We start from the raw sequence: 26972 nt of genomic DNA on the forward strand, positions 1-26972 counted from the left end.
CGCCCCGATGCATGTCCTGAATGCGCGCCGAACTCAGTCGGCGGCGGTGGCGGGCACGGGAACGACCGGACCGCCGGTCGCGCCGCCGGCCCCGTCTTCCTGCCCGGGCGGCCCCTGCTCGCGCTGCTCCCGCAGCTCGGCGATGGCCGCCTCGAAGTCCTCGAGCGAATCGAATGCCCGGTAGACGGACGCGAAGCGCAGGTACGCGACGAGGTCGAGTTCCTGCAGCGGGCCCAGTATGGCGAGCCCGACGTCGTGGGTGGTCAGCTCGGCACTGCCGGTGGCGCGCACCGCCTCCTCGACCCGCTGGCCGAGCTTCGCGAGGGCGTCCTCGGTGACCGGACGGCCCTGGCAGGCCTTGCGCACCCCCGCGATGACCTTGTTGCGGCTGAAGGGCTCGGTGACCCCGCTCCGCTTGATCACCATCAGTGACGCCGTTTCGATGGTCGTGAAACGGCGGGAACAGTCGGGGCACTGGCGGCGCCGGCGGATCGCCGTACCGTCGTCGGTGGTCCGGCTGTCGACGACCCGGCTGTCGGGGTGCCTGCAGAAGGGGCAGTGCATGGCTCCACCCTCCTCACCCTCGATTTGCGGACGTGCATACGCCATCGATCCCGGCGTACGACGAATAAACCCTCGGGTCCGTGCGGGCCCCTCGGAGCAGCCACAAGCATAGGCGATTCCCGGACCCCGAAGGACCAGGCACCACAACTTATGGGCGACCTGACGCGTGCAACCACTAGATGTGGTGTCGGCCCGCTTACATCCGCCTACCGCGTGTCGCGGTGGAGGCGGGCCGGGCGGTCGCCCACGAGGGTACGGGAAGCCACCCGGGCGGCCGCGCGGAGGGCCGGGGGTGACAGAATCGGCCGGGCCGCGAGCGGCCGGCGGAGGCGGACGAGGAACCCTCCCGGGAGCCCCTCCCGACGCGCCACGCGCCATACACCCAGCCACTTGATCGGGTCAGCCAATCAGCGAATATTTCACTCGAACGTGTGTTTGGCGCAACCTTTCGAAAGCAACTACCGTTGGCTAACTAGGGAGAACATTTCGAGAGGGGCCGCCGTGACCACCACCGCAGACAGCGCGACCATCACCACACCAAGCCACTCCCCGAGCCGATTCGATCATCCGCAGACGGCACAGCGGCCGCCGATGGACGACGCCACGCTGGACTCCGAAGAGCAGAAGCCCGCCCGTTCGCTGCCCGGCCGGCCGCCCGGAATCCGCGCTGACAGTTCGGGGCTCACGGACCGCCAGCGCAGGGTGATCGAGGTGATCCGGGACTCCGTGCAGCGGCGTGGGTACCCGCCGTCCATGCGGGAGATCGGCCAGGCCGTCGGGCTGTCCAGCACGTCGTCCGTCGCCCACCAGCTCATGGCTCTGGAGCGCAAGGGCTTCCTGCGGCGCGACCCGCACCGCCCCCGCGCGTACGAGGTCCGCGGCTCCGACCAGCCGACCAGCGCCGCGACCGAGACCGCCGGCAAACCCGCCGCTTCCTACGTTCCGCTCGTCGGCCGGATCGCCGCCGGTGGCCCGATCCTCGCGGAGGAGTCGGTCGAGGACGTCTTCCCGCTCCCCCGCCAGCTCGTCGGCGACGGCGAACTGTTCGTACTGAAGGTCGTCGGCGACTCCATGATCGAGGCCGCGATCTGCGACGGCGACTGGGTCACGGTCCGCCGCCAGCCGGTCGCCGAGAACGGCGACATCGTCGCCGCGATGCTCGACGGAGAGGCCACCGTCAAGCGCTTCAAGCGCGAGGACGGCCATGTATGGCTGCTGCCCCACAACTCCTCGTACCAGCCGATCCCCGGTGACGAGGCGACCATCCTCGGCAAGGTGGTCGCGGTGCTGCGCCGCGTCTGACCCACCCCTCACGACCGAGCCCCGGAACCACTGCGCCGGTTCCGGGGTTTGGTTCTGCGCGCCCGGCCTCGCGCGCCGTGCGCGGTGCCCGGGGTCAGGAGTCGGTGGCGGCCTTCTTCGCCGCCTCGTCGATGGCGGCCAGGGAGCGGCGGACCTGGTTGCGGTCCGTGGTGTACCAGAAGTCCGGCATGGAGCGGCGGAGGAAGGATCCGTAGCGGGCGCGTTCGACGCGGGGGTCCAGGACGGCGACCACACCGCGGTCGCCCGTGGCACGTACGAGGCGGCCCGCGCCCTGGGCCATCAGCAGGGCGGCGTGGGTGGCCGCGACGGCCATGAAGCCGTTGCCGCCCGCCTCCTCCACGGCCTTCTGGCGGGCGCTCATCAGCGGGTCGTCGGGGCGCGGGAACGGCACCCGGTCCATCACCACCAGCTGGCAGTTCGGGCCCGGTACGTCGACGCCCTGCCAGAGGGAGAGCGTCCCGAACAGGCAGGTCCGGGCGTCGGCGGCGAAGTTCCGGATCAGCTCGCCGAGGGTCTCCTCGCCCTGGAGCAGGATCGGCGTGTCCAGGCGGCCGCGCAGCTCTTCGGCGGCGGCCTGGGCGGCCCGCATGGAGGAGAACAGGCCGAGAGTGCGGCCGCCCGCGGCCTCGATCAGCTCGGCGAGTTCGTCGAGCATGTCGGTGCGGCTGCCCTCGCGGCCCGGCTGGGCGAGGTGCTTGGCGACGTAGAGGATGCCCTGCTTCGCGTAGTCGAAGGGGGAGCCGACGTCCAGGCCCTTCCAGGGCGGGCAGTCCTCGCCTTCGGTGCCCTCGGGGGCCAGGCCCAGGGAGGCCGCGACGCCGTTGAAGTCGCCGCCGAGCTTGAGGGTGGCGGAGGTGAGGGTGACGGAGCGGTCCTCGAAGAGCTTCTCCCTCAGGAGGCCGGAGACCGACAGCGGCGCCACCCGGAGGGAGGCCCCGCCGGGTCGGTATGCGGCTCCGCCGCGGGCATCGTGGCGCTCGTACCAGACCACGTCGTACTCGGAGCCGTTGGCGATGCGCTCGGCCACCGCGTGGACGTTCTCCACCGACGCCAGCGCCTGCTTGCGGACGGCGTCCTCGTCCTGCACCGACTTGTCGCGGGTCGAGCCCAGCGCCGTGATCACCGTACGGGCGGCGTCCCGCAGCGCCATCAGGCAGTACCGGAGGTCCTCCGGGATCTCTTCGAGGCGTCCGGGCAGGGCCAGCTCCATCAGGCGCTCGAAGGTCTCGGCGGCGGTCTGAAGCTGGTCCGCGGCCTTCTCGTCGACGAGCTTGGCGGCCCGGCGCACGGCACGGTTGACCTGGCCGGGGGTGAGCTCGCCGGTGGCCACGCCGGTGACCCGGGAGACCAGCTCATGGGCCTCGTCGATGATCAGGACCTCGTGCTGCGGGAGGACCGGTGCACCCTCGATCGCGTCGATGGCGAGCAGCGCGTGGTTGGTGATCACGACGTCGGCGAGTTTGGCGCGCTCCCGGGCGGCCTCGGCGAAGCACTCCGCCCCGTATGCGCACTTCGAGGCGCCCAGACACTCCCGGGAGGAGACCGAGACCTGCCCCCAGGCCCGGTCCGAGACACCAGGCGTCAGATCATCGCGGTCGCCGGTCTCGGTCTCGTCCGCCCAGTCGCGCAGCCGCAGCAGGTCCTTGCCGAGCCTGCTGGTCGGTGCGGCCTGCTCGAACACGTCGAAGAGGCCGTCCTCCTCTTCCTGCGGGGCGCCCTCGTGCAGGCGGTGCAGGCACAGGTAGTTCGACCGGCCCTTGAGCATGGCGAACTCCGGGCGGCGGCGCAGCAGCGGGCGCAGCGCCTCGACCGTCCGCGGAAGATCGCGCTCCACCAGCTGGCGCTGCAGGGCGAGGGTGGCTGTGGCGATCACGACCCTCTCGCCATGGGCGAGCGCCGGCACCAGATAGCCGAGGGACTTTCCGGTGCCGGTGCCGGCCTGGACGAGCAGATGGGCGTTCTCGTCCACGGCCTCGGCGACGGCCTCGGCCATCGCCACCTGGCCGGGGCGCTCGGTGCCGCCGACGGCCGCGACGGCGGCGTGCAGCAGATCGGGAAGGGAGGGCTTCGTCATAACGCTGCAAGCCTACGCGGGACCACTGACAGCGAGGGCTGGTGCCGGACCGTCCGCCGTCCGGGCCCGGTCACGCGGCGCACAGCGGGTTGGGGACGGTGCCGTGCACGGCGGCGTGTGGGCGCTCCCGGCGGTCGCGGTAGCCGTCCACATGCAGACGGTTGCGGTTCAGGCACAGGCGCTCGATCCGCGGGGTGAGCAGGTCGAAGGTCTCGTGCCGCTCCTTGAGGCCGGGGAACCGTTCGTGGTGGCGCAGGATCTCCGCCCGTACGAGTGACCAGAACTCGGCCTCGGAGACGTCCAGTTGGTCCGCGCACAGCGGTGCGAGGTACCGGAAGACGCCGACGAACAGCCCGGAGTGGATGAACTGGGTGAGGAAGGCGGGCGGTTCGGTCAGCAGCACCGCGCGGACGTCGTCCGGCATGGAGTCGTGCTCGGGAAGCGGCTGGGCGGAGGTGTTGACGTCGTCGACGAAGTCCTTCATCGCGAGGCGGGTGGGGACGTCGTGCTCGTCGAAGACCACGATGGCGTTCTCCCCGTGCGGGGAGAACACCGTGCCGTACTGGTAGAGGAAGTGCAGCAGAGGCGGCAGCAGGGCAGCGAAGAGCCGGCTCAGCCAGTCGCGCGGGGCCAGCCCCGAGCGGTGCACCAGCTCGGCTGTCAGGGCGCGGCCCTCAGGGTCGGTCTGCAGCAACGCGGCCAGTGTGCGGGCGCGTTCGCCGGGGCCGAGGTGGCCGCCGACCGGCTCGCGCCAGATGCAGCCGAGCAGCTCCTTGAACTGGTAGGGGACGCCGGGCAGCCGGTCGTAGAGCGGGTGCTCGACGGTGACGGAGGCGGTCTCGCCGAGCAGGATCACCCGGGTCTCGTCGCGGAGATACGGGTCGGTGTCGCGCAGCCCGTGGACCCAGCGGGTGACGGCGGGCGCGGCGAGGGTGCGCTCGGTGGGAAGACCGCGCCAGACCAGGGTGTTGAGGATGGACAGCGGCAGTTTGACGGTACGGGCCTCGGGCCGGCTGATGTTGAGGAAGGTACGGATCGACTGCTGCGGCAGGCGGAGGTCGTTGTCAGTGGGCAGCGCGATGATGGTTCCGTCCGCGAGTTGCGGGGCGAAGAGCGGGGCGATGGTCTCGTCCCATTGCCAGGGGTGGACGGGGAGATAGAGGTAGTCGGCGGGGTCCCGGCCCGCGTCGGCGATGACGCGGGCGAAGGCGTGCCGGGTGGCGGGGGCGAGCTCCTCGCCGTAGAGACGATCGGGGGTGGCGAGCGTGGGGATACCGCGGTAACGGGCGATGCTGTGGTGCGCGGCGAGCCAGGGCAGGCGGCGCGGGGTGCGGGCCTCGGGGGCCCAGGTCGCCGCGTCGGCGGCGGAGAAGCCGAGCCGGCCCTTGTTCGCGACGAGCCAGGGGTGGCCGGACTGGTGGCCTTCGAGGGCGGCGTAGTCCAGGTCCGCGAGGTCGGCGGCGCTGAGGGCGGTGGCGGCCAGGCGGGTGTCGGCGGCGAGGGTGGCGGTCAGCTCGCGGATGAGGTGGCCGGTGGTGTCGCCGGACAGGTCCAGGAGGGTGTCGTGGGCGTGGGTGAGGAAGTGGAAGGGATCGGAGTCGGGGGTGATCGAGTCGGGGTCGACGCGCCAGTGTCCGTAGGCGCCGCGGCGGGCGCGGAAGCGGTAGACCAGTGCGTCGGTCACCGGCAGGCGGTAGCGCGACGTGCCGTCGGGGGCAGTGCCGTCGGGCTCGGGGGTGAGGATTTCCTCGTACGCGAACTCGGCCAGGATCTTGGCGAAGAGCCGGCGCGCCGCGTGCTGCCAGGCGCTGTGCGAAGGCTGAGGTTCAGGAGACAAGGTGGGACTCCTCGAAACGTGACCGCCCCGGCACGGGTGGGGGACAACCGGGGCGGCGGGGTGGACGGCGGACCGGACCGGGGCCGTCGACGGACGGCCCCGAGGTCAGAACAGATGGCGATGGGCGCGGTCGCGGACCATCAACGCCGCGCGTTTTCCGGGGAGTTCGATCTCGTCGCAGTAGCGGAAGCCCCCGGTCAGGAATGCCGCGACGGAGGCGGTGTTGCGCAGGTCGGGTTCGGCCACGACGCGTGTGCAGTGCGGGCGGTGGTCGAGGACGAGATCGGCGGTGGCGCGCAGCAGCGCGCTGCCCAGACCGCGGCTGCGGTCGCCGCCGGCGCCGATGAGCAGATGGATCCCGGTGTCGTGCGGCCGCGCCGGATAGTGCCGGGCGAGGGGGTCCAGGTCGGCGCGGTAGATCTCCCAGTAGCTCATCGGGACTCCGGCCAGCACGCCGAGGCAGGGCACGCTGCGGCCGTCGCCGTCGAGCTGGCCCCGCAGATGCTCGGCGGTGGTCTCCGGCGGCCCGGCCAGCTCCCAGAAGGCGGCGACGGCCGGATCGTTCATCCAGGCCGTGATCCGGTCGAGGTCACGGTCCGGCCGGACGGGGACGAGTGCGAACGGCCCGGCCGGAGTGCCGGCCGGCCCCCAGCCCGCCAGGTTGTCCAGCAGCGGGCCGGTGCCCGGCGCCTCGGGGAGCACCGGCTGCCGGTGGCAGTCGGTGAGCAGCGCGCGGAGTTCCGGCGGGAGCGGAACGTCGCGGGTCTCGCGCGTGTCGTGGGAGCCGGAGCTGAGGCCGGGGTCGGTGTGGGGCACGGCGACGCTCTCCTCTCATGGCCGGGTGCCGCGGGGCCTGGTGGGTCGCGGGGCGTCGGCGCCGATGGGGGTGCCTCCCGGCAGCAGCCGGGGAGGGGTTGCGGGGTATCTGCTGTCGGGGAACGCAGCGCATACGGGAGGAACGGGGGGTCAGAGGGCGAGTGGGTTGGGGAGGGTGACGTAGACGGACTGGGTGTCGACCGGGCCGACGAGTTCGTCCAGGCCGTGCAGCCGGGTCGCGAGGTTGGCCTTGCAGCGCAGGGTGCGGGCGGAGAGCAGCTGTTCGGGGAGCGGCGAGCGGTGCGCTGCGGGCGCCTCGGCGGCATCGGTGAGGAACCGCCGGAAGGCGGCGAGCAGGATCTCCTCGCGGACCAGGCGCTGGGCGCCGAAGGCCCCGATGAGGCCCAGGACGTTGTTGATGCCGAGGTAGTACGCGAAGCGCTCGTCGACGACGTCGTCGGCGACGAAGGTGTCGCTGACGGTGCCGATGCCGGGCAGGCGCTGCGCCAGCTCGCCGCGCCGGGAGGTGCGGAAGTAGTAGCCCTGGTTGTCCCGGTAGCGGCCGCCGGCCGGCCAGCCGTCGGGGTCGAGCAGCACCAGGGTGTTCTGCTGGTGGGCTTCGAGGGCGACGCCGACGGTGCCGTCGAGCCAGAGCAGGGGCCGTACGACGGCTTCGAGGTAGCGCAGGAACCACTCGGTGGCCACCGCGCCCGGGGGACGGCCGGTGCGGGTGCCGAGCGCGGCGACGAGGTCTTCGAGGCGGGAGCGTACGCCCGCCCGGCCCGGCCAGGGACGGGGAGAGGTGAGGCCGGCGATGCAGACCGCGTCGTCGGCGGTGGTGAAGGGGTTGTGGCGGAGCACGGTGTCCAGGCCCGTGACGGGTTCGCCGCCGGGGCCGTCGACGGCCAGGTAGGCCGGGTCGCGGACGATGTCGAAGCCCGGGTGGGCGGCCTGCCACTCCTCGTGGAGGCCGGTGCGCAGCAGCCGGTGCACCTCGACACCGCGCACCAGCTCCTTGCGGAGGTTCTCCCGGCGGGAGTTGGTGATCCGCAGCCCGAGGGAGAGCTTGAGCATGACGTCCGCGCCGGGCCGGTAGACGGTGCGGACGGAGGACGTGGGGTGCCAGTCGGGGCCGTGTACCCCCAGGTCGTGCAGCAGACCGGCGTCGCGGAGGGCGGCGATGTCCGGGCGGTGGGCGAGCTCCCGGGCCTGCCAGGGGTGCAGGGGCAACGGCACGGTTCCGTCGGGGTGTTCGAGGCCGTCCCCGGCGAGGCGGGCGACGAGCCGCTCCGCCGGTACGGCCTTGCCGCGTTCGGTCCAGGCCGAGTCGGTGACGAGCGCGGAGCGGTCCACGGCCATCCAGTGCAGCGGGAAGGCGCCGCGCAGTTCGGGCGAGTAGGCGCGGGTCTCGGCGTCGGAGAGGCCTTCGCGGCTCTTGGGTGTGGGGTGCAGCGGATGGCCGAAGAGCAGGGACTGTTCGGCCTCGAGGAAGCGGGCGCCGCGGTCGTCGGCGGGCCGGGTGCGCCGGTCGGCGAGGAAGGTGGCCACCTTCCGTACGGAGTCGGCGACCCGGCCGACGAGTTCGGCGCCGTCGCCGTCCGGCGTCCGCGGCGGCCCGCCGTCCGGGTCCGGCCGTTCACCGGCCTCCGCCCCCCGGTGTTCACCGCCGTCCGGGGCCCGCCGGGGCCCGCCGTGCCCGGCCTCCCGGTGCAGCAGCGCGGCGAGGGTGACGGCGTCGAGCGGCGCGGCGCCGGCCGGGGCGCCTTCGAGGGTGGGGGCGTCCAGGCGGTGCCAGCCGGTGGGCGACCAGTAGCGCACGGGGATGTGCAGGGCGCTCGCGGTGGCCCTCAGCGGAATGCGCAGCCGGTTGCCGGGCGGGCGCGGTGTGCCGTTCTCCCGCAGCCAGCAGCGCAGCAGATGCTCGATACCGGCGGCGTCGGCGGCGACGGCCGGGTCGGGGTGGTCGAGCGGGTCGTCGGCGCCGGGCCGGGCGCGGTCCTGGGCGGCGGTGCCGTACAGGGCGGTCCGCGCGGGAGCCTCCCGGGTCTGCCGGTGGCCGCCGTCGTCGGGGGTGCGCCGCTGCTGGCGCGGTACGGACTCCAGGGTGCCGGCGCTCTGGTGCCGGTCGGCGGCCTCGCCGGACCGGGCCTCGTCGGGGCGGGGACGTTCGTTCATGCGGAGGTGCCTCGCAGTGTGGTGGGGGACGGTCCCGTCGATCCGGGGGTGGTGCGGACCGCCGCCGAGAGGGCGTCGGCGAGGCGGTCGAGGACCGCGTCCGCCTGTTCGTCGGTGATGGTCAGGGGTGGCAGCAGCCGGACGACGGCGGAGTGCCGGCCGCCCAGTTCGACGATCAGGCCGCGGTCCAGGCAGGCCTGCTGGACCGCGGCGGCGAGCTGCGGGTCGGCGGGGCGGGCGCCGGTGGCGTCGGCTTCGGCCTCCCGGTCGACGATCTCCACGCCGAGCATCAGGCCCCGGCCGCGGACGTCGCCGATGCAGTCGTGGGCGGCGGCGAGGGTGCGGAGCCGGGCGAGCATCCGGGCGCCCAGCTCACCGGCGCGCCGGTCGAGGCCGTTGGCGCGGACGTAGGCGAGGGTGGCGGCTCCGGCGGCCATGGCGAGCTGGTTGCCGCGGAAGGTGCCGGCGTGCGCGCCGGGCTGCCAGGCGTCGAGTTCCGCGCGGTAGACGATGACCGCGAGCGGCAGGCTGCCGCCGATCGCCTTCGACAGGACGAGCACATCGGGCACGATCCCGCTGTGTTCGATCGCCCAGAAGGCGCCGGTGCGGCCGACCCCGGTCTGTACCTCGTCGGCGATCAGCGGGATCTGCCGCTCGGCGGTGAGCTCCCGCATCCGCCGCAGCCAGCTGTCCGGTGCGGGGATCACCCCGCCCTCCCCCTGGACGGGTTCCAGGATCATCCCGGCCGGCCGGGGCACCCCGCTCTTCTCGTCGTCGAGCACGTTCCGCGTCCAGCGCGCGGCGAGTTCGGCGCCGCGCTCCCCGCCGGTGCCGAAGGGGCAGCGGTAGTCGTACGGATAGGGCAGCCGGGCCACGCTGGTGTGCCGCGCTCCCCCGGACGCGGCGAGCGCCTCCGCGGTCATGCCGTGGTAGGCGCCGGAGAAGGCCATCAGCCCGTCCCTGCCGGTCGCGGTGCGGACGAGGGTGAAGGCGGCCTCGACGGCGTCCGTACCGGCCGGGCCGCAGAACTGGATGCGCGCGTTTTCTGCCAATTCCGGTGGCAGGGTGGTGAAGAGCTCGGTGGTGAAGGCGTCCTTGACGGGTGTGGCCAGGTCGAGGATGTGCAGCGGTGCGCCGGAGTCGAGCACCGCGCGGATCGCTTCCAGCACCACCGGGTGGTTGTGGCCGAGCGCCAGCGTCCCGGCCCCGGAGAGGCAGTCGAGGTAGCGCCGGCCGTCGGCTCCCTCGATGGTCAGCCCGCGGGCGCGCACCGGGACGATGGGCAGCGAGCGCGCGTACGTACGGGCAGCGGACTCACGGAGGGACTGGCGGCGCAGAATCCCCTCGTGGGCCGGCGGGGCGGCCGCCGGCACGGTGTCGGTCAACGCCACGGCAGTTGTGACCTCCTGCTTGGTGAGCTGCGGAATACCACGCGGGGCGGCCCGGCCGTCCCCCGTATGTACCAACGACGATGCCGACGCGGGATCACGGCTGCGCGCAAGATCCTTGACGGCCGGGAACCGGGGACCCGAGTACCGCCGTCCCCATCGTCACCGGCATAGTGGGGGGTCGCACCGGGATCTTGCCGTTCATGACAAGTTCCGCAGCGGTGCGATCTGCTCAAGCCGTACCGGCTCAGTCCGATTCACAGGGGGACCCACCCGATGCGATCGATACGACGGTCAGTTCTGACCGCCGCCGCGCTCTCCGCCGTCGTGGCGCTCACCGCCACCGCCTGCGGCCCGGAGGGCGGCGCGGACGCCAAGCCCAGTCAGTCCGCGGCCGACACCTCGGGTGGGGGTGAAATCAAGATCCCCAAGGAGATCCAGGACAAGCTCAAGGAGCACAACATCGACCTGGACAAGTGGAAGAACGGGGACTGGAAGAACTGGGACAAGGACCGGTGGCTCCGGGAAGCCGGAGAGTTCATCAACCCGATCATCAAGGACTTCTGGAACCCGGACAAGATCGACAAGGTCAAGCCGCCCAAGGACCCGAGTAAGCAAGAGGACATCTCGCAGGACCAGGGCAAGACCGATCCTGAGCCGGCCGCCGTTCCGGCCCAGGCCGTCAAGACCCCCTACACCTCCACCGCCCCCGGTGTCGGTCTGCTGCTGTTCAGCACCCCGAAGGGCGACTCCCGCTGCTCCGCCACCGTCATCAAGGACCCGGCGCACCCCGGTAAGTCCAACCTCGTGTGGACCGCCGCGCACTGTGTGCACGCGGGCAAGGACGGCGGCTGGTACCGCAACATGATGTTCGTGCCGAACTTCAACAAGAACGGCGCGCCCGCCTCCCAGATGAAGACCACGCCCTTCGAGGACCGCGTCCCGGCGGGCAAGTGGTGGGCGGACGACATGGCGACCACCAAGGAGTGGATCAAGGACGGCGGCGCCGTGCCGGGCGTGCCGATGGCCGCGTACGACTACGCGCTGATGCATGTGAAGCCGGAGGAGGGCACCAGCGGCAAGTCGCTGGAGGAGATGGCCGGCGGCGCGTACGAGGTCGACTTCAACGCCCCGGCGATGGCCAAGATCCCGAGCCTGACCGCGCAGGGCTACCCGGCCGAGCCGCCGTTCGACGGTGCGACCCAGCAGCAGTGCACCGACAAGCCGACCCGGCTGACGCGGGAGGCCAACCAGCCGACCATGTACCGGATCGGCTGCACCATGACCGGTGGCTCCTCCGGTGGCCCCTGGTTCATCAAGGGCTCCGACGGCAAGCCGGTACTGGTCTCCAACATGTCGATGGGTCCGCGTCCGGCCCGCTGGTCGGCCGGCCCGCACCTGGGTGCCGAGGCCAAGACCATGTTCGACGCCATGAGCAAGAAGTGGGCGGCGAAGCAGTAGCCAGACGCAGATGAAGGCCCGCCTCCGGTCTCCCGGGGGCGGGCCTTCGCCGTATGCGCCGTTCGTCCTGACGCGGTGTCCGTCCAGCCGCCGTACGCCGCGCGTGCGGACCCTCTGCCGCTATGCCGCCGGAGCGAAGGCCTGGAGTTCGGCGGCCAGTTCCTCGTGCACCCGCGCCCTGAGGAGCGTGCCGTCCGCGGTGTGCTCCTCGGAGATGACCTCGCCCTCGGCGTGCGCCCGGGAGACCAGGGCGCCCTGGGTGTAGGGCACCAGGACCTCGACCTCGACCCGCGGCCGGGGCAGCTCCTCGTCGAGCAGCTCCCGCAGCTCCGCCATGCCCTGGCCCGTACGGGCCGAGACCACGATGGCGTGCTTCTCCTTGCGCAGCAGCCGCTGCAGCACCAGCGGATCGGCCGCGTCGGCCTTGTTGACGACCACGATCTCGGGCACGTCCACCGCGCCCACCTCGCGGATCACCTCACGTACGGCGGCCAGCTGCTCCTCCGGCACCGGATGCGAGCCGTCGACCACATGGAGGATGAGATCGGAGTCGCCGACCTCCTCCATCGTGGAGCGGAACGCCTCGACGAGGTGGTGCGGCAGATGCCGGACGAAGCCGACGGTGTCGGCGAGGGTGTAGAGCCGCCCGCTGGGCGTCTCGGCCCGCCGGACGGTCGGGTCCAGGGTGGCGAACAGGGCGTTCTCCACCAGCACACCGGCACCGGTGAGGCGGTTGAGCAGCGAGGACTTGCCGGCGTTGGTGTAGCCGGCGATGGCGACCGAGGGGACCTTGTTGCGCCGCCGTTCCTGGCGCTTGATGTCCCGGCCGGTCTTCATCTCCGCGATCTCCCGGCGCATCTTCGCCATCTTCTCGCGGATCCGCCGCCGGTCCGTCTCGATCTTGGTCTCACCGGGACCACGGGTGGCCATACCGCCGCCCGCCGTACCGGAGCCGCCGCCACCCATCTGCCGGGACAGCGACTGGCCCCAGCCACGGAGCCTGGGGAGCATGTACTGCATCTGTGCCAGCGAGACCTGCGCCTTGCCCTCCCGGGACTTGGCGTGCTGGGCGAAGATGTCGAGGATCAGGGCGGTCCGGTCGACCACCTTGACCTTGACGACGTCCTCCAGGTGGATCAGCTGGCCCGGGGAGAGCTCACCGTCGCACACCACGGTGTCCGCCCCGGATTCGAGGACGATGTCGCGGAGCTCGACGGCCTTGCCGGAGCCGATGTACGTCGCCGGATCCGGCTTGTCGCGGCGCTGGATGACGCCGTCGAGCACCATGGCGCCGGCCGTCTCGGCCAGCGCGGCGAGCTCGGCGAGGGAGTTCTCCGCGTCCTGGACCGTGCCGGAGGTCCAGACACCGACGAGCACCACCCGCTCCAGACGGAGCTGCCGGTACTCGACCTCGGTGACGTCCTCCAGCTCGGTGGAGAGACCGCCCACCCGGCGCAGCGCGGCGCGTTCCGAGCGGTCGTACTGGTCGCCGTCACGCTCCCCGTCGATCTCGTGGCTCCAGGCGACGTCCTCTTCCATCAGGGCGTGGGCCCGAAGGCTCTCGGGGAGGCGCTGCCGGTCCTGCGGAAGGGATGAAGAGGAGGTCATTTGATCCTTTGCGTCGTTGGGAAGCCCTCACCGGGACCGGGTGGCCCCACCGGGACTGTCGATGGTGTCAACGTACGAGCCGCCCCGGAGATTCCCGGAACCGGTCGCCGTCGACACGATGATGGTCGCACGGCCCCGGACAGGCAGTCACGCGGATTTCCCGGCCTGTGCGGGGTGTCCGGGGCGGGCGGGGTGTCCGGGGTGTGCCTGCTGCACGGGAATTCCGGGGCGTCCATGACGCACGTGAGGCACGTGGTGCGCGGCGTGCGCGGGGATTCCGGGGTGCCCGGCCAGTCCGGAGATTCCGGACTTCGCGGATTTCCCGGCATTGCCAGCATTGCCGGGCGCCGCGGTGGACCGCCAGTCCGGATGCCCCGGCATCGCGGGCGTCCGGGCCCCGTAGAGCCACTCCCGGAAGAAGCCCGACAGGTCCTGCCCGGCGACCTTGGAGGCCAGCGCGATGAAGTCGGCGGAGTCGGCCACCCCGTCGCGGTGGCGGGCCACCCACTCGCGTTCGAGGCGCTCGAAGGCGGCCGTGCCGACCTTCTGCCGCAGGGCGTAGAGCACCAGCGCGGAGCCGTCGTAGACGATCGGGCGGAAGATGCTGATCTTCTCACCGGGGCTGGGGGCCTTGGGCTGCGCGGGCGGCCCGCCCTCGGAGCGCCAGCCGTCGGACTGCTGGTACGCGAGCCGCATACGCGTCTCCAGAGAGGCCTTGCCGCCGCTCCGCTCCTGGGCGTAGAGGGCCTCGTACCAGGTCGCGTGGGCCTCGTTGAGCCAGACGTCGGACCAGCGGCGCGGGCTGACGCTGTCGCCGAACCACTGGTGGGACAGCTCGTGCAGCATCACCGACTCCACGTACCAGTCGGGCAGCCGCATGGTGGTGAACAGGCCCTTCTCGAAGAGCGAGAGGGTCTGGGTCTCCAGCTCGAAGCCGGTCTGGGCGTCGGCGATCAGTACGCCGTACGTCTCGAAGGGGTAGCGGCCGAGCCTGCGCTCCATCCAGGCCAGCTGGTCGGGGGTCTTGGCCAGCCACTTCTCCAGGACGGCGCGGTCCGCGGCCGGTACGACGTCCCGGATCGGCAGCCCGTGCGGCCCCTGCCGCCGCACCAGGGCGGACTTCCCGATGGAGATCTGGGCCAGCTCGGTGGCCATGGGGTGGGCGGTGCGGTACGTCCAGGTGCGGGTCGCGGCGCGGCCGGGGGCGCTCACCGGCAGCCCGTTGGCGACCGCGGTCAGCCCGCCGGGGGTGGTGACGTGGAAGGTGAAGAGCGCCTTGTCGGAAGGGTGGTCGTTGCAGGGGAAGACGCGGTGTGCGGCGTCCGCCTGGTTGGCCATCACCAGCCCGTCGGAGGTACGGATCCAGCCGCCGTTACCCGTGCGCCGGGGATCGCTGGTGTGCCGGATGGAGATCTTCAGCTCCTTCCCCCGGGAGATGTGGGAGGCCGGGGTGAGCACCAGGTCCTCGCCGTGCTGCTGGTGCCCGGCGGGCTGCCCGCCGATCGTCACGGAGCGTACGGTGCCGCCGGCGAAGTCGAGGTTGAGGTGGTCGAGCTCCGTGGTGGCGCGGGCGGTGATCTCGGTGGTGACGTTCAGCGGCCGGTCGTTGTGGCCGGAGTAGTCGAGGGAGACGTCGTAGGCCGTGACGTCGTAGCCGATGTTTCCCAGCGTGGGGAAGAGCCGGTCGCCGAGGCCCTGCGGCCCCAGGGGCTGGGGCTCGGCCATGCCGAGGGTGGCGACGGCGGCCAGACCGAGGGCGGCGGCCCGGCGGCCGGGCCACCGCAGCCGGCCGCTCGGGACGATCTGAAGGGCACGAGCGGGAACGGGGCGAGGGTCGCGGGACGAACGGCGCGAAGGAAGTGCCATGCACTAGGGCTACCAACGCGGCCACCCTCAGCGCGGGCGAGGCGCCAAACGGCACCCGAACGGGCGGCTCCGTATGCGTCCGTCCCGGGGCCCGGCGCCCACCGCGCGTTTGACACACCGTCACCCATGGACAGATTCAGACGTTCAGGGGCTCGTCATGTTCAGGTGTTCAGGGGCCCGTCATGGCGGCCTGGCGGGCCCGGCCGGCCCGCAACACATCGAAGACGCCCGGCACTTGGCGCATGGCGCGCATCAGGGACGGCAGCGCGGCGGCGTTCGGCAGGTGGAGCGTGTACGTATGGCGCACGCGCTGTTCGTGCGGGGGTTCGACGGCGGCCGAGACCACCGCCGCCCCCTGGGAGGCGATCGCCTCGGTGAGGTCGGCCAGGAGGTGCGGCCGGCTGAAAGCCTCGGCGAGGAGCGTGACCCGGCAGCCGTGGCCGCCCTGCCCGGCGCCGCGCCAGCGCACACCGACGGGCTGCCGCCCGGTGGCCGCCATACGGGCCACGACCGGGCACAGGGCGCGGTGCACGGTGACCGCGCCGCCCCGTACGGCGAAACCGGTGACGGCATCGGGCGGCACCGGTGTACAGCAGCCGGCCAGCCGGACCGTGGCGCCGGGCAGATCGGCCACCGCCAGGACCGAGCCCGGGGTGACGGGCCCCGGGCCGGAGCGGTCCGGGGGCACGGTGGGCCGCCCGGCCGGGGGCGCCGCGGCGGGCATCTCGCCGGCGGCCGGGCGGCCACCGGGCTCGCGCGGGCCGGCCAGCCACCGGGCGATGGCGAGCCGGGCGGCGGGGGTACGGGCGTGGCCGAGCCATTCGGGCGAGGGGCCGGCCGCGGAGTCCGGGGCCATCAGCAGCTGGAGGCTGTCACCGTCCTGCAGGACGGTGGCGAGGGTGGCGAGCCGCCCGTTCACCCGCGCCCCGATGCAGCAGTGCGCCGCCTCGCCGTACCGCTCGTACGCCGCGTCCACACAACTCGCCCCGGCCGGCAGGTCGATGGCGCCCCCCGGAGCCCCGGCCGCACCCTCGGAACCACCCGGACCGGCCGGACCGCCCGAGGCGCCCGGACCGCTCGACGCCGCGCCGGCGCAGAAGACGGTGATCTCCCGGTCCTGGGCGAGGTCGTCGCGCAGCGAGGTCCAGAACGTGTCCGGATCGGGGGTGGTGCGCTGCCACTCCAGCAGCCGGGAGAGCCACCCGGGGCGGGTCGGGTCGGCCCGCTCCCCCTCGGGGGCGTCCGCACCGTCCGTGGGGGCGTACGGGTTGCCCAGCGCGATCACCCCCGCCTCGGCGACCCGGTGCATCTGGTGCGTACGGATCAGGGTCTCGGCGATCTCCCCGGACGGGCCGGCGATGGCGGTGTGCAGCGACTGGTAGAGGTTGTACTTGGGCGACGCGATGAAGTCCTTGAACTCCGAGACGACCGGGGTGAAGCAGGTGTGCAGCTCTCCGAGGACGCCGTAGCAGTCGGCGTCCTCGGACACCAGCACCAGCAGCCGCCCCAGATCCGCGCCGGTCAGCTCGCGGCGGGCCAGCCGCACGCGGTGCACGGAGACCAGGTGCCGGGGCCGGACGAGGACTTCGGCGCCGATCCCGGCTTCGTCCAGAACCGTACGCATCCGCCCGGCGAGGGCGGCGAGCGGATCGGTCCGGGTGGCGTACTCCAGGACCAGGGAGCGGGTGGTGGCGTACTCCTCGGGGTGCAGGACCGCGAAGACCAGGTCCTCCAGCTCGGCCTTGAGCGCCTGGACACCGAGGCGTTCGGCGAGCGGGATGAGCACATCGCGGGTCACCTTGGCGATCCGGGCCTGCTTCTCGGGCCGCATCACACCGAGGGTACGCATATTGTGCAGCCGGTCCGCGAGCTTGATCGACATCACCCGGACGTCGTTGCCGGTCGCCACCAGCATCTTGCGGAAGGTCTCCGGCTCGGCGGCGGCGCCGTAGTCGACCTTCTCGAGCTTGGTGACCCCGTCGACCAGATAGCACACCTCGGCGCCGAACCGCTCCCTCACCTGATGGAGGGTCACTTCGGTGTCCTCGACGGTGTCGTGGAGCAGCGAGGCGGTCAAGGTCGTGGTCTCCGCACCCAGTTGGGCGAGGATCAGGGTCACCGCCAGAGGGTGCGTGATGTACGGTTCGCCGCTCTTGCGCAGTTGGCCGCGGTGGGAGGACTCGGCGAGCCGGTAGGCCTTGGCGAGGGTGCCCAGGTCGGCATCGGGGTGATGTCCGCGATGCACCTTGGCGACATGTTCGAGCGCGTGCGGGAGGCCGTCGCGCGGGGCCGTGCCGAGGAGGGCGGCCCGGCCGATGCGGCGCAGCCCTCTGAGTTCCAGTCGGCGGCGGCCGCGCCTACGGCCCGCTGCTCCAGGGTTACCAGGGTTAGTGGCCTCTGCGCTCATGGGCACCTCCGGCAGCGTCGACCGGCGGCGGGACGCGGCGGTGTCGGACGCCCGGGCCGGTGCTTGATGCTATCGAGCCCATCACGCTGCGCTGTACGCCTCTCGCTCAGAGTGATACGGACCACCCGTTCGAGCGAACCTTTTGGCCGGAACCGTTTCCCCCGCGGGTGGCACAACCGGAATCCCCGGCCCCGTCAGGCGTGCGTTCCGCGTCCCGTCGGGCGCGGTTCCGCTCGCCTCGGCGCCCCGGGGAGTCCGTCCCGCGCGTCCCGCCCCTCCTCAGGCGAGCGCGGCGGCCAGCCAGGCGGGGTCGAAGGTGCCCTCGGCGACGATCTCGGCCGGCCCGGTCATCTCGACCGTGCCGTCGGGCAGCTCGGTGATCGAGAGGCGGCCGCCGAGCACATCGACCGTGTACGTCACGGGAGTGCCGGTCTCCGCCGGGTCCACACCGTCCCGGCGCGCGGCGGCCACGGCGACCGCGCAGGCGCCGGTGCCGCAGGAGCGGGTCTCGCCCGCGCCGCGCTCATGGACCCGCATCGCGACATGCCGCGGACCACGGTCGACGACGAACTCGATGTTGACCCCGTCGGGATAGACCGCGGCCGGGCTGAAGGGCGGTACCGAGCGCAGCTCACCGGCGTGCGCCAGATCCTCGACGAACGCGACGGCGTGCGGATTGCCCATGTTCACGTTACGGGCCGGCCAGCTGCGGCCCCCGAGGGTGACGACGACGCCCTCGTCGGGAAGCTCGGCGCGCCCCATCGAGACCGTGACGTCGCCGGTCTTGGCGAGGTGCACCCGGCGTACGCCGGAGCGGGTGGCGATGGCCAGATCGCCGGCCTCGACCAGGCCCGCGTGCAGCAGGTAGCGCGCGAAGACCCGGACGCCGTTGCCGCACATCTCGGCGACGGAGCCGTCGCCGTTGCGGTAATCCATGAACCACTCGGCCTCATCGGCCTGGGAACGCGCCTCCGGGTGCGCGGCGGACCGTACGACGTGCAGCAGCCCGTCGCCGCCGAGGCCGGCCCGCCGGTCGCAGATCCTGGCGACGGCGGCCGCGGGCAGGTCGAGACGGCCGTCCGGGTCCGGAACGATCACGAAGTCGTTCTCGGTGCCGTGGGCCTTGAGGAAGGCGATGCGGTCGGGGCGCGCGGTGCTGGTCACGCTTGCATCGTACGGGGATGGCGGGGATACGGCTGTACGGGGGCGGAGGCACGGCACCCCGGGAAGGCACGGCCCGCACGGGGAGCCGCGCGGAGGCGCGCACACCGGGCGCCTCAGCGCAGCCGGGCCACGCGCCAGATGGCCAGGGAGGCGGGGACGGCCACCACCAGGGCGTACAGCAGGATCACCCGCCAGCCGGCGCGGCGGCCGGAGCCATGGGCCGGCAGGCCGGGCCAGGTGTGGCCGACGCGACGGGCGGCCATCATGCCCCAGCCCGCGGCGCAGCAGCACAGCAGGAGGCCGAGCATCGCGATCACCGCGCGGCCGTCGCCGCCGAACTGGAAGGCCAGGGGGAAGGCGAACATCAGCGAACCGACGGCGGCGAGTCCGACGATCGGCGCGAGCTGCCACAGCCGCAGCCGGCGCGGCGGGCGCAACTCGCGGAAGGACTCGCCGCACCCGCTGCCGTCGCCGGGGCCGTCGGCATCGGTGTCCGGGCCGTCGGAACCGTCCAGGGCGTCCGGAGCGGTGAGCGTGCCGATGCCGGACAGCTCGTCCGGCACGTCGGGTACGTCCTGGGCGTCCGGGCCGTCCTCGGCCAGCGGTGCCGTATCAGCGCCGTTGTCCGGTTGCTGCGCTCTGTTGCGAGGGCCGGCCTCCATTGCCACGCGCCCTCCCCACTGCAGATTGCACGCCTCGATCGAAGGTCGATGATGACACGCCCTCAGCGGCCCGGATGACGGCCGGGGCGTCCCGATGCCATGACGTGATCAGGCTGTGACCGGTCGTTCGAGCAACGCCAGTGCCTGCCCGGGAAGTTCCGCCCGGTGCTCGGCCGCACCGCTCAGCCAGTGGACCCGGGGGTCCCGGCGGAACCACGAGTCCTGACGGCGCGCGAAGCGCTTCGTGGCGCGCACCGTCTCATTGCGCGCCTCCTGCTCGGTGCACTCCCCCGCCAGTTGGGCGAGCACCTGCTGGTAGCCGAGCGCCCGGGACGCCGTACGGCCCTCGCGCAGGCCCTGGGCCTCCAGGCGGCGCACCTCGTCGACCAGGCCGGCCTCCCACATCCGGTCGACCCGCCGCGCGATCCGCTCGTCGAGCTCGGGACGCGCGACGTCGACGCCGATCTGGACCGTGTCGTAGACCGCTTCATGGCGGGGGAGGTTGGCGGTGAAGGGGCGACCGGTGATCTCGATGACCTCCAGGGCCCGCACGATGCGGCGCCCGTTGCCGGCCAGGATCGCGCGGCCGGCCTCGGGGTCGACGGCGGACAGCCTGGCGTGCAGGGCGCCACTGCCCAGTTCGGCCAGCTCGGCCTCCAGACGGGCGCGCACCTCGGGATCGGTGCCGGGGAAGTCGAGGGCGTCGATCGCGCCCCGTACGTAGAGGCCGGAACCGCCGACGAGGACCGGGGTACGCCCCTCGGCGAGCAGCCGGTCGATCTCGGCGCGCGCCAGCCGCTGGTACTCGGCGACGTTGGCGGCGCGGGTGACATCCCAGATGTCCAGGAGGTGGTGCGGGACGCCGTGCCGCTCGTCGAGGGTGAGCTTGGCGGTGCCGATGTCCATACCGCGGTAGAGCTGCATGGAGTCGGCGTTGATGACCTCGCCGCCCAGGTGCTGGGCGAGCGCGACCCCGAGATCGGACTTTCCGGCCGCGGTGGGGCCGACGACGGCGATGACCCGCGGAGCGGGAACGGCGGTGTTCACCCCGTCAGTCTCGCAAACCTCATGGCCTCATCTCGAACGAGCGACGTGACGGGCTACCGGTGACGTCGTTGCCTGTTGCGAGGTCCCGACAGATCCGGTGCAGCACCGGCGCCCGTGGGCGGCGTAACGGTCCGCTCCGGGCGGCCCGGGGTTTCCGTCATATGGAGAGCGTAGGAGCAGTTATGGGCGTGTTTTCGCGGTTTCGTCGCCGCAAGTCCGAAGCGTCGACGGAGGCGGGTGCCGTTGCGACGGTGACGGCCGAGGCGGAGGAACCGGCGGAGCCGGCCGCTCCGGCGGACGCCGAGGGCGCCACGGAAGCGGAGGGGGCCGAGGGGGGCGCGGTGGCCGAGGGGGCTGCCGCCGAGCAGAGCGACCGGGCCGAGGGGGCCGGGCAGGCCGCTGAGGACCGGGGAGACGGGCAGGCCGGAGGCGCGGAGGCGGCCACCGGCGACGGTGAGTCCGCCGAGGACGACGCGTCCCCCAAGGCCGCGGCGGAGGCGGGGGAAGCGGGGGAAACCGCGGCTTCGGCGGCGGCCGGTGACGCGGACCGGAAGGCCCCGGTCCGCCAGCCTGCCGCCGACGGCGAGGCGCGTACGGAGAAGGCCGCCGAGAGCGCCGGTATCCCCCGCCAGCAGTCGGCACCGGCCGCCACGGACAGCGAGTCCGGCGAGGGCGCGCGGAAGTAGTCCACGCGCCGGTCGTGCGCGCGCCCGGAGCGCGCCCGGAGCAGGCGTGGCCCAGCGGCCGCGGGGAGGCGCCCCCGCGGCCGCTGTCATGTCCGCGGATGCGGATGCGGGTGCGAAAGGCAGATGCGGACGGCGGATGCGGACAGCGGATGCGGGTGACGCGCGGGACGACGGCCCGGAGTTCGGACGGCTGTCCAAGGATGACGCGCGCTACGACCAGGTGGCCACGAAGTAGCCCACGCCGTACGGAGCCTCGTCGCACAGCAGCCGGCCGCTCAGCCCGGCCCCCTCGGCCGCCCCCGCGAGGACCTGCCAGCAGGCCCGTCCCGACGCCTGGAGGTCGGCTGCCAGCCGCTCGTCGAGCGTGGTCAGCGCGGGAATGTCGGCGGCTCCCAGCGCACGGGCCGCGGCGGCGTCGAACCCCTCGGCCCGCTCGTCGAAGTAGCCGGGCGCCTTGACCGTCCGGCAGGCGCTGCCGTCGCCCATCACCAGCAGCGCCACCCTCGGCGCCGACGCCGCGATCTCCCGGCCGGCCGGCAGGCACCGCTCTGCGGGCATCTGCTCGGCGACGCCCAGCCCTTCCACCGGGGAGTCGTCCCAGTCCGCGCGGGACAGCAGCCAGCCGCCGACGGCCAGCGACGGCGGGAGTTCCCGCTCGGGCCCGTCCCCGGGCCCTTCCCCGGGCATGTCCTCCCCCGCGCCCAGCGTCACCTCGAAATCCACCCCGAAGCCCCGGAAGGAACCGGCCGCGCCCTGCGGGTACGCCCCACGGCCGGCCTCGTCGGCGGGGCCGAGGACGACCAGCCGGTCGGGGCGGGAGGCGGCGAGCACCCCGACCGCGTCCAGACACGCGGCGCGCAGCGCGTCCAGCTCGGGGGCGGCGCCGGCGGCCACCTCCGGGACGAGCAGCGGCGGGCAGGGGCAGAGGGCGGCGGCTACGAGCATGCCATGCAGCGTAACGCCCCGGGGACGGCCGCCCGGCACGGGCCGCTGCCCGGGGCGTCGGCTCCCGGTGGCCGGATCCGCCGGCCGTGGGGCCGGTCTCTCCGGGTCAGTCGCAGCCGCAGCCGGCGGCCGGGGCCGGGGCGGGCGCCGGAGCACCGATCGTCGGCAGGCCCAGCAGCACACCCTTGGGCTTCTCCGCCGCCGCGGCGTTGCGCTTCTCCCAGGCGTCGCCGGCCCGGGTACGGCGGACCGCCTTGGCCGGCCCCTCGGCCAGGAGGTGGTGCGGAGCGGCGTACGTGACCTCGACGGTCACCACATCGCCCGGCCGCACCGGCTCCTCCGGCTTGGTGAAGTGCACCAGCCGGTTGTCGGGCGCACGCCCGGACAGCCGGCGCGTCGCGTCGTCCTTGCGCCCTTCGCCCTCGGCGACCAGGACCTCCAGCGTGCGGCCGACCTGCTTCTTGTTCTCCTCCCAGGAGATCTCCTCCTGGAGCGCGACCAGGCGCTCGTAGCGCTCCTGGACGACGGCCTTGGGGATCTGGCCGTCCATGTCGGCCGCCGGGGTGCCGGGGCGCTTGGAGTACTGGAACGTGAAGGCCTGTGCGAAGCGCGCCTCCCGCACCACGTGCATGGTCTGCTCGAAGTCCTCCTCGGTCTCGCCGGGGAAGCCCACGATGATGTCCGTCGAGATGGCGGCGTCCGGCATCGCGGCACGCACCTTCTCGATGATGCCCAGGAAGCGCTCCTGGCGGTACGAGCGGCGCATCGCCTTGAGGACACGGTCGGAGCCGGACTGCAGCGGCATGTGCAGCTGCGGCATCACGTTCGGCGTCCCGGCCATGGCGGCGATCACATCGTCGGTGAAGTCGCGGGGGTGCGGGGAGGTGAAGCGGACCCGCTCCAGGCCCTCGATCTTCCCGCAGGCCCGCAGCAGCTTGCTGAAGGCCTCACGGTCCCCGATGTCGGAACCGTAGGCGTTGACGTTCTGCCCGAGCAGGGTGATCTCGCTGACGCCCTCGGCGACCAGCGCCTCGGCCTCGGCGAGGATGTCGCCCGGCCGGCGGTCCTTCTCCTTGCCGCGCAGCGCCGGGACGATACAGAACGTGCAGGTGTTGTTACAGCCGACCGAGATCGACACCCAGGCCGCGTAGGCGCTCTCGCGCCGGGTCGGCAGCGTGGACGGGAACGCCTCCAGGGACTCGGCGATCTCGACCTGTGCCTCCTCCTGGACACGGGCGCGCTCCAGCAGGACCGGCAGTTTGCCGATGTTGTGCGTGCCGAAGACCACATCGACCCACGGCGCCTTCTTGACGATGGTGTCCCGGTCCTTCTGGGCGAGGCAGCCGCCCACCGCGATCTGCATCCCGGGGCGCGCGGCCTTCTTCGGGGCGAGCTGCCCGAGGTTGCCGTAGAGACGGTTGTCGGCGTTCTCCCGCACCGCGCAGGTGTTGAACACCACGACATCGGCGCCCTCGCCGCCCTTGGGCGCGGGGACGTATCCGGCCTCCTCCAGCAGCCCGGACAGCCGCTCGGAGTCATGGACGTTCATCTGGCACCCGTAGGTGCGGATCTCGTACGTCTTGCTCTGCTGAACGTCCACTGCTGCCTGGCTCCGGTCGCTGCTGGTCATACGACAAGGGTAGGCGGTGCCCGGCGTACCTCTCGACGCCGATACCGCGCCGGGCCGACCGGCCCGGAGCATCAAGATCGACCCCCGGCCCCGGGTCGGAGCCGGGGCGCCGACGGGATCCCGGATCCGGAGGGGGAACGCACGTCGGCCCCGTGGCCGATATCTCCTCAACACCACATCAGACATGGTTTGAGGTGAAGCAGCGCAAAGTGATAGTCCTAACGAAGGGGCGACTTTGCCCCTTTCGGGCCCTCAATCAAGTGAACGTGAGTCATCGATGCGGATGTCCGCCGGCAAGTAGCGCCGTACGACGCCGAGTAGCCCCGTACGACGCGGAGAGCCGCCGTCGCCGGCCGCGCTCCCCCGAAGTCCCCGCAGCCGGCGGCCGACCGCCGAGGCTGCCCGTCGAGAGACCACCATTGGCCACGTCACACACCACCCGACGCACCGTTCTGTCCGCTTTCGCTGCCGCGACGGCCGCCCCGTTGCTGACCTCGACATGGGGTGCCGGCGAGGCCCACGCGTCCGGGATCGGGGACAAGTACCACTCCCACACGGACCTGTACACCAAGCTGCCGAACGGCGAAGGGACCGAGTACACCCGCCGCTACCGGCGGCACGAGATGGCCGACGACGACATGGCCCTCTCCTCCCCCTACATACGCACGATGATCATGGCGATGCACGGCGGCGGTATCGAACCCGGGACGTCCGAACTCTGCCTGGGAATCGCCGGATACGACCCCCGTGACCTCACGGCCCGGCCGGCCGGCGGACCCGTCTACGACTACTGGATGTTCGAAGGACTGCGGAAGCCGTCGCAGTCGAATCCGGGCGTCCCGTCCAACCGCGAACTGCATGTCACCGCGAAGAACTGCGATGACCATGTCGCCCTCTCCATGGCCGCGAGCAGCCTCAACGTCCTCAGCCTGCACGGCTGCACCGCCGAGCAGGCCGGAGCCCCGGCCAAGCGGCCCGAAGCGGTCGTGATCGGCGGACGCAACACCGCCTTCCAGCGGTACCTCACCGAGGAACTGCGCGCCGCCGGGTTCCAGACCGTTGACGGCGCGACCAAGCCCGACCTCAACGGCGACCACGTCCGCAATCCCTGCAACCGCACCATGCTCGGCAAGGGCGGCCAGCTGGAGCTCACGACGGAGCTGCGCAGGAGCATGTTCAAGACCTTCTCCCAGACCGGGCGCCGCACCAGCTACAACGACGCCTTCCGGAAGTTCACCGACGCCTGCCGTGCAGCCATCATCCGCCTGGAGGCCGGGCCGGACCAGGTCATCCGGTAGGGGATCGGCTGCCGACGGCGTCACTTCCCCGGCAGGTTCTTCGCGATGTTCCGTGCGGCCGTGGCCGCGAGCGCCTTGGCGGTGTCGCACAGCCGGTTGACCGGCCGCGGGCCGCGCACGGTCAGGATGAAGAGCTCGACGGTGTCGTCGCCTTGGGCGTTCGTGTAGGAGCGGTGTGGTGTCCGCACCGCGCAGGTGCCGTCGCCGGCGTCCTTCGGTGCCACGTAGCTCCGCTTCCCGGCGACGACCACCGGTTCCCCGTCGTCCTCCAGTGTGTTGTCCCGGCTGAACTGAAGTGTGACGCCGGCTTCGCCGTCCGGGGCCTCCCATGCGCAGTACCAGCCCCCGAATCCGGGTTTCGCGCGCAGCGCGCCGGCGCCGGGAACCTTCTTGCGCGCGGTGCCGTTGAGCAGGGTGCAGGCGTGGAGGCGGGCCAGGGAGGCGGGCGCCGGCGGTGCGGTGCGCCGGGGCACCGGGCCCCGGTCCAGCAGGGCCACGGCGTGGTCGGTGGCGGCGTCGGCCAGTGCGCACGGGTCGGGGGCCGGGGACGCCAGCCGCTCGCCGATGAGCAGGATCTGCTTGCGGTCGGCGGTCGCGATGCTCCGTACGCAGGTGTCCCCGTCACGCGGGAAGGCCCCGACCGTGACGTTGCCGGCCCGCCGGGTGGGTACGTCCCCCTCGAACCGCGCCGGATCCCCGTCGAAGTTCAGCTCGACATCAGCGATGTCCTCCCCGTCGCGACCGCTCCGCACCAGGACGTCACAGCGGTCGAACTCGCCATAGGCCGGATCCCGTTCGGTGGCGCCGAAGCGGCTCAGCGAGGGGGCGTCGAGCAGCGCGCAGGGGTCCGCGGTACGGGCCTCGCCGACGGTACCGGCCCTGCCCGCGGCCGCTGTGCCGGCCGGGGGTTCCGCGCCGGCCACGCCCGTTCCGCCGCCGCGGTCCCCGCCGCTGCCGCCCGGGCCCCACGGGTGGAGCACGGCGAGCGCGGCCGTGATCGCCGCCGCCGTCACCAGCGCCCCCGCCCCGGTCGCCAGGGAGCGGCGGCGGTCCCCAAGGGGCCGACGGCCTACCGGCCGCACCGGCCGTATCAGCCGGAGAGTCGCAGCAGTGCGCGACAGCGACCGGGTGCGGCCGTCGTGCAGCCGTCCCCGGACGTCCGGGGACGGCGGGGCCGCGCCGGTCAGCAGCGCATGGGCCGCGGCGGCGTCGGGGCGCCGCCGGGGCTCCACCGCCAGCAGCGCGGCCAGCGGGCCGGAGAGCGGACCGGCCCGGTGTGCGGGCTCGATGTGCCCTTCGACGGCCCGGGCCACGTACGCCATGAGGTGCTCGGCCTCCCCGTACGGCGACCGGCCCTCGACCGCCGCGAACAGGGACGCGCCCAGGGAGAAGACGTCGGCTTTCTCGCCCGCCGGCCGCCCCTGGGCCACCTCGGGGGCCAGATAGCGGGGCTTGCCGCGCACCGCGCCGGTCGTGGTCTGGGCGGCCTCGCTCCACAGGGCCCGCGAGATCCCGAAGTCGGTCAGTCTGGCGACGCCTTCGTCGGTGACGAGGATGTTCTCCGGTGTCACATCACCGTGCACCACGCCCTCGGCGTGCGACTTCGCCAGCGCGGCGGCGACCTGGCAGCCGACCGGACCGGCGTCGTCGGGCGTGAGCGGCCCGCGCTCGGCCATGATCTGCGCGAGGCTGCGGGCGGGCACGTACTCCATCACGATCCAGCACGCGGTGTCCTCGTCGACGAAGTCGAAGACGCCCACGATGTTCGGGTGGTGCAGCCGTCCCGCGTGCTGCGCCTCGCTCCTGAGCCGCCGCGCGGCCCGCTCGTCGTCCGGACGTGCGCACTTGACCGCGACGCGCCGTTTCAGCGTCTCGTCCCAGGCCCGCCAGACGACACCCATTCCGCCTCGGCCGATGCGCTCCTGGAGGAGGTAGCGGCCGGCGACCCGGTCCCCGGCCTGTGGCGTCATCCGCACCGCGTCCGTCACTCCTCGCCCGTTCGCCCGTGTGGTCCTCACCGC

The 26972-nt window shown here is 72.8% G+C and carries 19 protein-coding genes; 4 read left to right on the top strand and 15 right to left on the bottom strand.

Going from position 1 to position 26972, the window contains the following annotated elements:
- Window positions 1-33: 33 nt before the first annotated feature.
- Window positions 34-564 carry a transcriptional regulator NrdR gene (nrdR, locus tag AZE13_RS23980; RefSeq protein WP_066935767.1) on the bottom strand — a complete coding sequence of 177 codons (531 nt, stop codon included), beginning with the start codon at window positions 562-564 and terminating at the stop codon, window positions 34-36.
- A 501-nt stretch (window positions 565-1065) separates the two neighbouring features.
- Here nrdR and lexA point away from each other — a divergent pair.
- Window positions 1066-1866 carry a transcriptional repressor LexA gene (gene lexA / locus AZE13_RS23985; RefSeq protein WP_066935769.1) on the top strand — a complete coding sequence of 267 codons (801 nt, stop codon included), beginning with the start codon at window positions 1066-1068 and terminating at the stop codon, window positions 1864-1866.
- A gap of 94 nt (window positions 1867-1960) precedes the next feature.
- On the opposite strand, the gene AZE13_RS23990 is transcribed toward lexA, so the two are convergent.
- The 5 genes from AZE13_RS23990 to AZE13_RS24010 all read right to left on the bottom strand — a co-directional run bounded on the left by AZE13_RS23990 (window position 1961) and on the right by AZE13_RS24010 (window position 10180).
- A complete protein-coding gene (locus AZE13_RS23990) occupies window positions 1961-3961 on the bottom strand; it encodes an ATP-dependent DNA helicase (RefSeq protein WP_066935773.1) in 2001 nt (666 codons plus the stop codon).
- A 70-nt stretch (window positions 3962-4031) separates the two neighbouring features.
- Window positions 4032-5798, bottom strand: coding sequence for an IucA/IucC family protein (locus AZE13_RS23995; RefSeq protein WP_066935776.1), 1767 nt, complete (start codon window positions 5796-5798; stop codon window positions 4032-4034).
- Between the two features lie 105 nt (window positions 5799-5903).
- Window positions 5904-6614: a GNAT family N-acetyltransferase gene (locus AZE13_RS24000; protein ID WP_066935777.1), complete on the bottom strand. Its 711-nt coding sequence runs from the start codon at window positions 6612-6614 to the stop codon at window positions 5904-5906.
- A 150-nt stretch (window positions 6615-6764) separates the two neighbouring features.
- Entirely contained in the window at window positions 6765-8789 is a 2025-nt protein-coding gene (locus AZE13_RS24005; protein WP_066935780.1) for an IucA/IucC family protein, read from the bottom strand.
- Complete coding sequence (locus AZE13_RS24010; RefSeq protein ID WP_066935782.1) at window positions 8786-10180, bottom strand: diaminobutyrate--2-oxoglutarate transaminase family protein; 1395 nt, start codon at window positions 10178-10180, stop codon at window positions 8786-8788. Before AZE13_RS24010 ends, AZE13_RS24005 begins: the two co-directional genes overlap by 4 nt.
- A gap of 273 nt (window positions 10181-10453) precedes the next feature.
- On the opposite strand from AZE13_RS24010, the gene AZE13_RS24015 reads away from it, so the two are divergent.
- The gene (locus AZE13_RS24015; protein WP_066935783.1) at window positions 10454-11638 is read left to right on the top strand and encodes a trypsin-like serine peptidase; all 1185 of its coding nucleotides are present in this window, start codon (window positions 10454-10456) and stop codon (window positions 11636-11638) included.
- A gap of 120 nt (window positions 11639-11758) precedes the next feature.
- On the opposite strand, the gene hflX is transcribed toward AZE13_RS24015, so the two are convergent.
- From hflX to miaA, 6 genes are all read right to left on the bottom strand, one after another.
- The gene (gene hflX, locus AZE13_RS24020; RefSeq protein WP_066935785.1) at window positions 11759-13246 is read right to left on the bottom strand and encodes a GTPase HflX; all 1488 of its coding nucleotides are present in this window, start codon (window positions 13244-13246) and stop codon (window positions 11759-11761) included.
- A 147-nt stretch (window positions 13247-13393) separates the two neighbouring features.
- On the bottom strand, window positions 13394-15112 hold the full coding sequence (locus tag AZE13_RS24025; protein ID WP_079124316.1) for a M1 family metallopeptidase: 1719 nt from the start codon (window positions 15110-15112) through the stop codon (window positions 13394-13396).
- Window positions 15113-15281: 169 nt separating this feature from the next.
- On the bottom strand, window positions 15282-17519 hold the full coding sequence (locus AZE13_RS24030; protein WP_066935787.1) for a RelA/SpoT family protein: 2238 nt from the start codon (window positions 17517-17519) through the stop codon (window positions 15282-15284).
- Window positions 17520-17798: 279 nt separating this feature from the next.
- On the bottom strand, window positions 17799-18683 hold the full coding sequence (gene dapF, locus AZE13_RS24035) for a diaminopimelate epimerase (RefSeq protein WP_066935788.1): 885 nt from the start codon (window positions 18681-18683) through the stop codon (window positions 17799-17801).
- A 113-nt stretch (window positions 18684-18796) separates the two neighbouring features.
- Window positions 18797-19345 (bottom strand): hypothetical protein, encoded by a 549-nt coding sequence (locus AZE13_RS24040; protein WP_066935791.1) that lies wholly within the window; start codon window positions 19343-19345, stop codon window positions 18797-18799.
- 108 nt (window positions 19346-19453) lie between these two features.
- A complete protein-coding gene (gene miaA, locus AZE13_RS24045; RefSeq protein ID WP_066935794.1) occupies window positions 19454-20392 on the bottom strand; it encodes a tRNA (adenosine(37)-N6)-dimethylallyltransferase MiaA in 939 nt (312 codons plus the stop codon).
- A 188-nt stretch (window positions 20393-20580) separates the two neighbouring features.
- On the opposite strand from miaA, the gene AZE13_RS24050 reads away from it, so the two are divergent.
- A complete protein-coding gene (locus AZE13_RS24050; RefSeq protein WP_147264709.1) occupies window positions 20581-21078 on the top strand; it encodes a hypothetical protein in 498 nt (165 codons plus the stop codon).
- Between the two features lie 210 nt (window positions 21079-21288).
- On the opposite strand, the gene AZE13_RS24055 is transcribed toward AZE13_RS24050, so the two are convergent.
- Entirely contained in the window at window positions 21289-22023 is a 735-nt protein-coding gene (locus AZE13_RS24055; protein ID WP_066935800.1) for a class III extradiol dioxygenase subunit B-like domain-containing protein, read from the bottom strand.
- Window positions 22024-22129: 106 nt separating this feature from the next.
- A complete protein-coding gene (miaB, locus tag AZE13_RS24060; RefSeq protein WP_066935801.1) occupies window positions 22130-23653 on the bottom strand; it encodes a tRNA (N6-isopentenyl adenosine(37)-C2)-methylthiotransferase MiaB in 1524 nt (507 codons plus the stop codon).
- Between the two features lie 485 nt (window positions 23654-24138).
- Between miaB and AZE13_RS24065 the strand changes: the two genes are divergently transcribed.
- Window positions 24139-24951, top strand: a complete 813-nt coding sequence (locus tag AZE13_RS24065; RefSeq protein WP_258527955.1) for a poly-gamma-glutamate hydrolase family protein — start codon at window positions 24139-24141, stop codon at window positions 24949-24951.
- Between the two features lie 20 nt (window positions 24952-24971).
- Here the strand turns inward: AZE13_RS24065 and AZE13_RS24070 are convergent, their stop codons facing one another.
- Window positions 24972-26969 carry a serine/threonine-protein kinase gene (locus AZE13_RS24070; protein WP_258527956.1) on the bottom strand — a complete coding sequence of 666 codons (1998 nt, stop codon included), beginning with the start codon at window positions 26967-26969 and terminating at the stop codon, window positions 24972-24974.
- Window positions 26970-26972: the final 3 nt, after the last annotated feature.

This window comes from Streptomyces sp. NBRC 110611, assembly GCF_001590865.1.
Lineage (GTDB): Bacteria > Actinomycetota > Actinomycetes > Streptomycetales > Streptomycetaceae > Streptomyces.

Bases quoted from the DNA above. Each gene is read 5' to 3' on its own strand.
- hflX (WP_066935785.1), bottom strand. From the start codon at position 13,246: ATGACCTCCTCTTCATCCCTTCCGCAGGACCGGCAGCGCCTCCCCGAG.
- AZE13_RS24015 (WP_066935783.1), top strand. From the start codon at position 10,454: ATGCGATCGATACGACGGTCAGTTCTGACCGCCGCCGCGCTCTCCGCC.
- AZE13_RS24030 (WP_066935787.1), bottom strand. From the start codon at position 17,519: ATGAGCGCAGAGGCCACTAACCCTGGTAACCCTGGAGCAGCGGGCCGT.
- AZE13_RS24005 (WP_066935780.1), bottom strand. From the start codon at position 8,789: ATGAACGAACGTCCCCGCCCCGACGAGGCCCGGTCCGGCGAGGCCGCC.
- AZE13_RS24025 (WP_079124316.1), bottom strand. From the start codon at position 15,112: ATGGCACTTCCTTCGCGCCGTTCGTCCCGCGACCCTCGCCCCGTTCCC.
- AZE13_RS24040 (WP_066935791.1), bottom strand. From the start codon at position 19,345: ATGGAGGCCGGCCCTCGCAACAGAGCGCAGCAACCGGACAACGGCGCT.
- AZE13_RS24055 (WP_066935800.1), bottom strand. From the start codon at position 22,023: ATGCTCGTAGCCGCCGCCCTCTGCCCCTGCCCGCCGCTGCTCGTCCCG.
- miaB (WP_066935801.1), bottom strand. From the start codon at position 23,653: ATGACCAGCAGCGACCGGAGCCAGGCAGCAGTGGACGTTCAGCAGAGC.
- nrdR (WP_066935767.1), bottom strand. From the start codon at position 564: ATGCACTGCCCCTTCTGCAGGCACCCCGACAGCCGGGTCGTCGACAGC.
- AZE13_RS23990 (WP_066935773.1), bottom strand. From the start codon at position 3,961: ATGACGAAGCCCTCCCTTCCCGATCTGCTGCACGCCGCCGTCGCGGCC.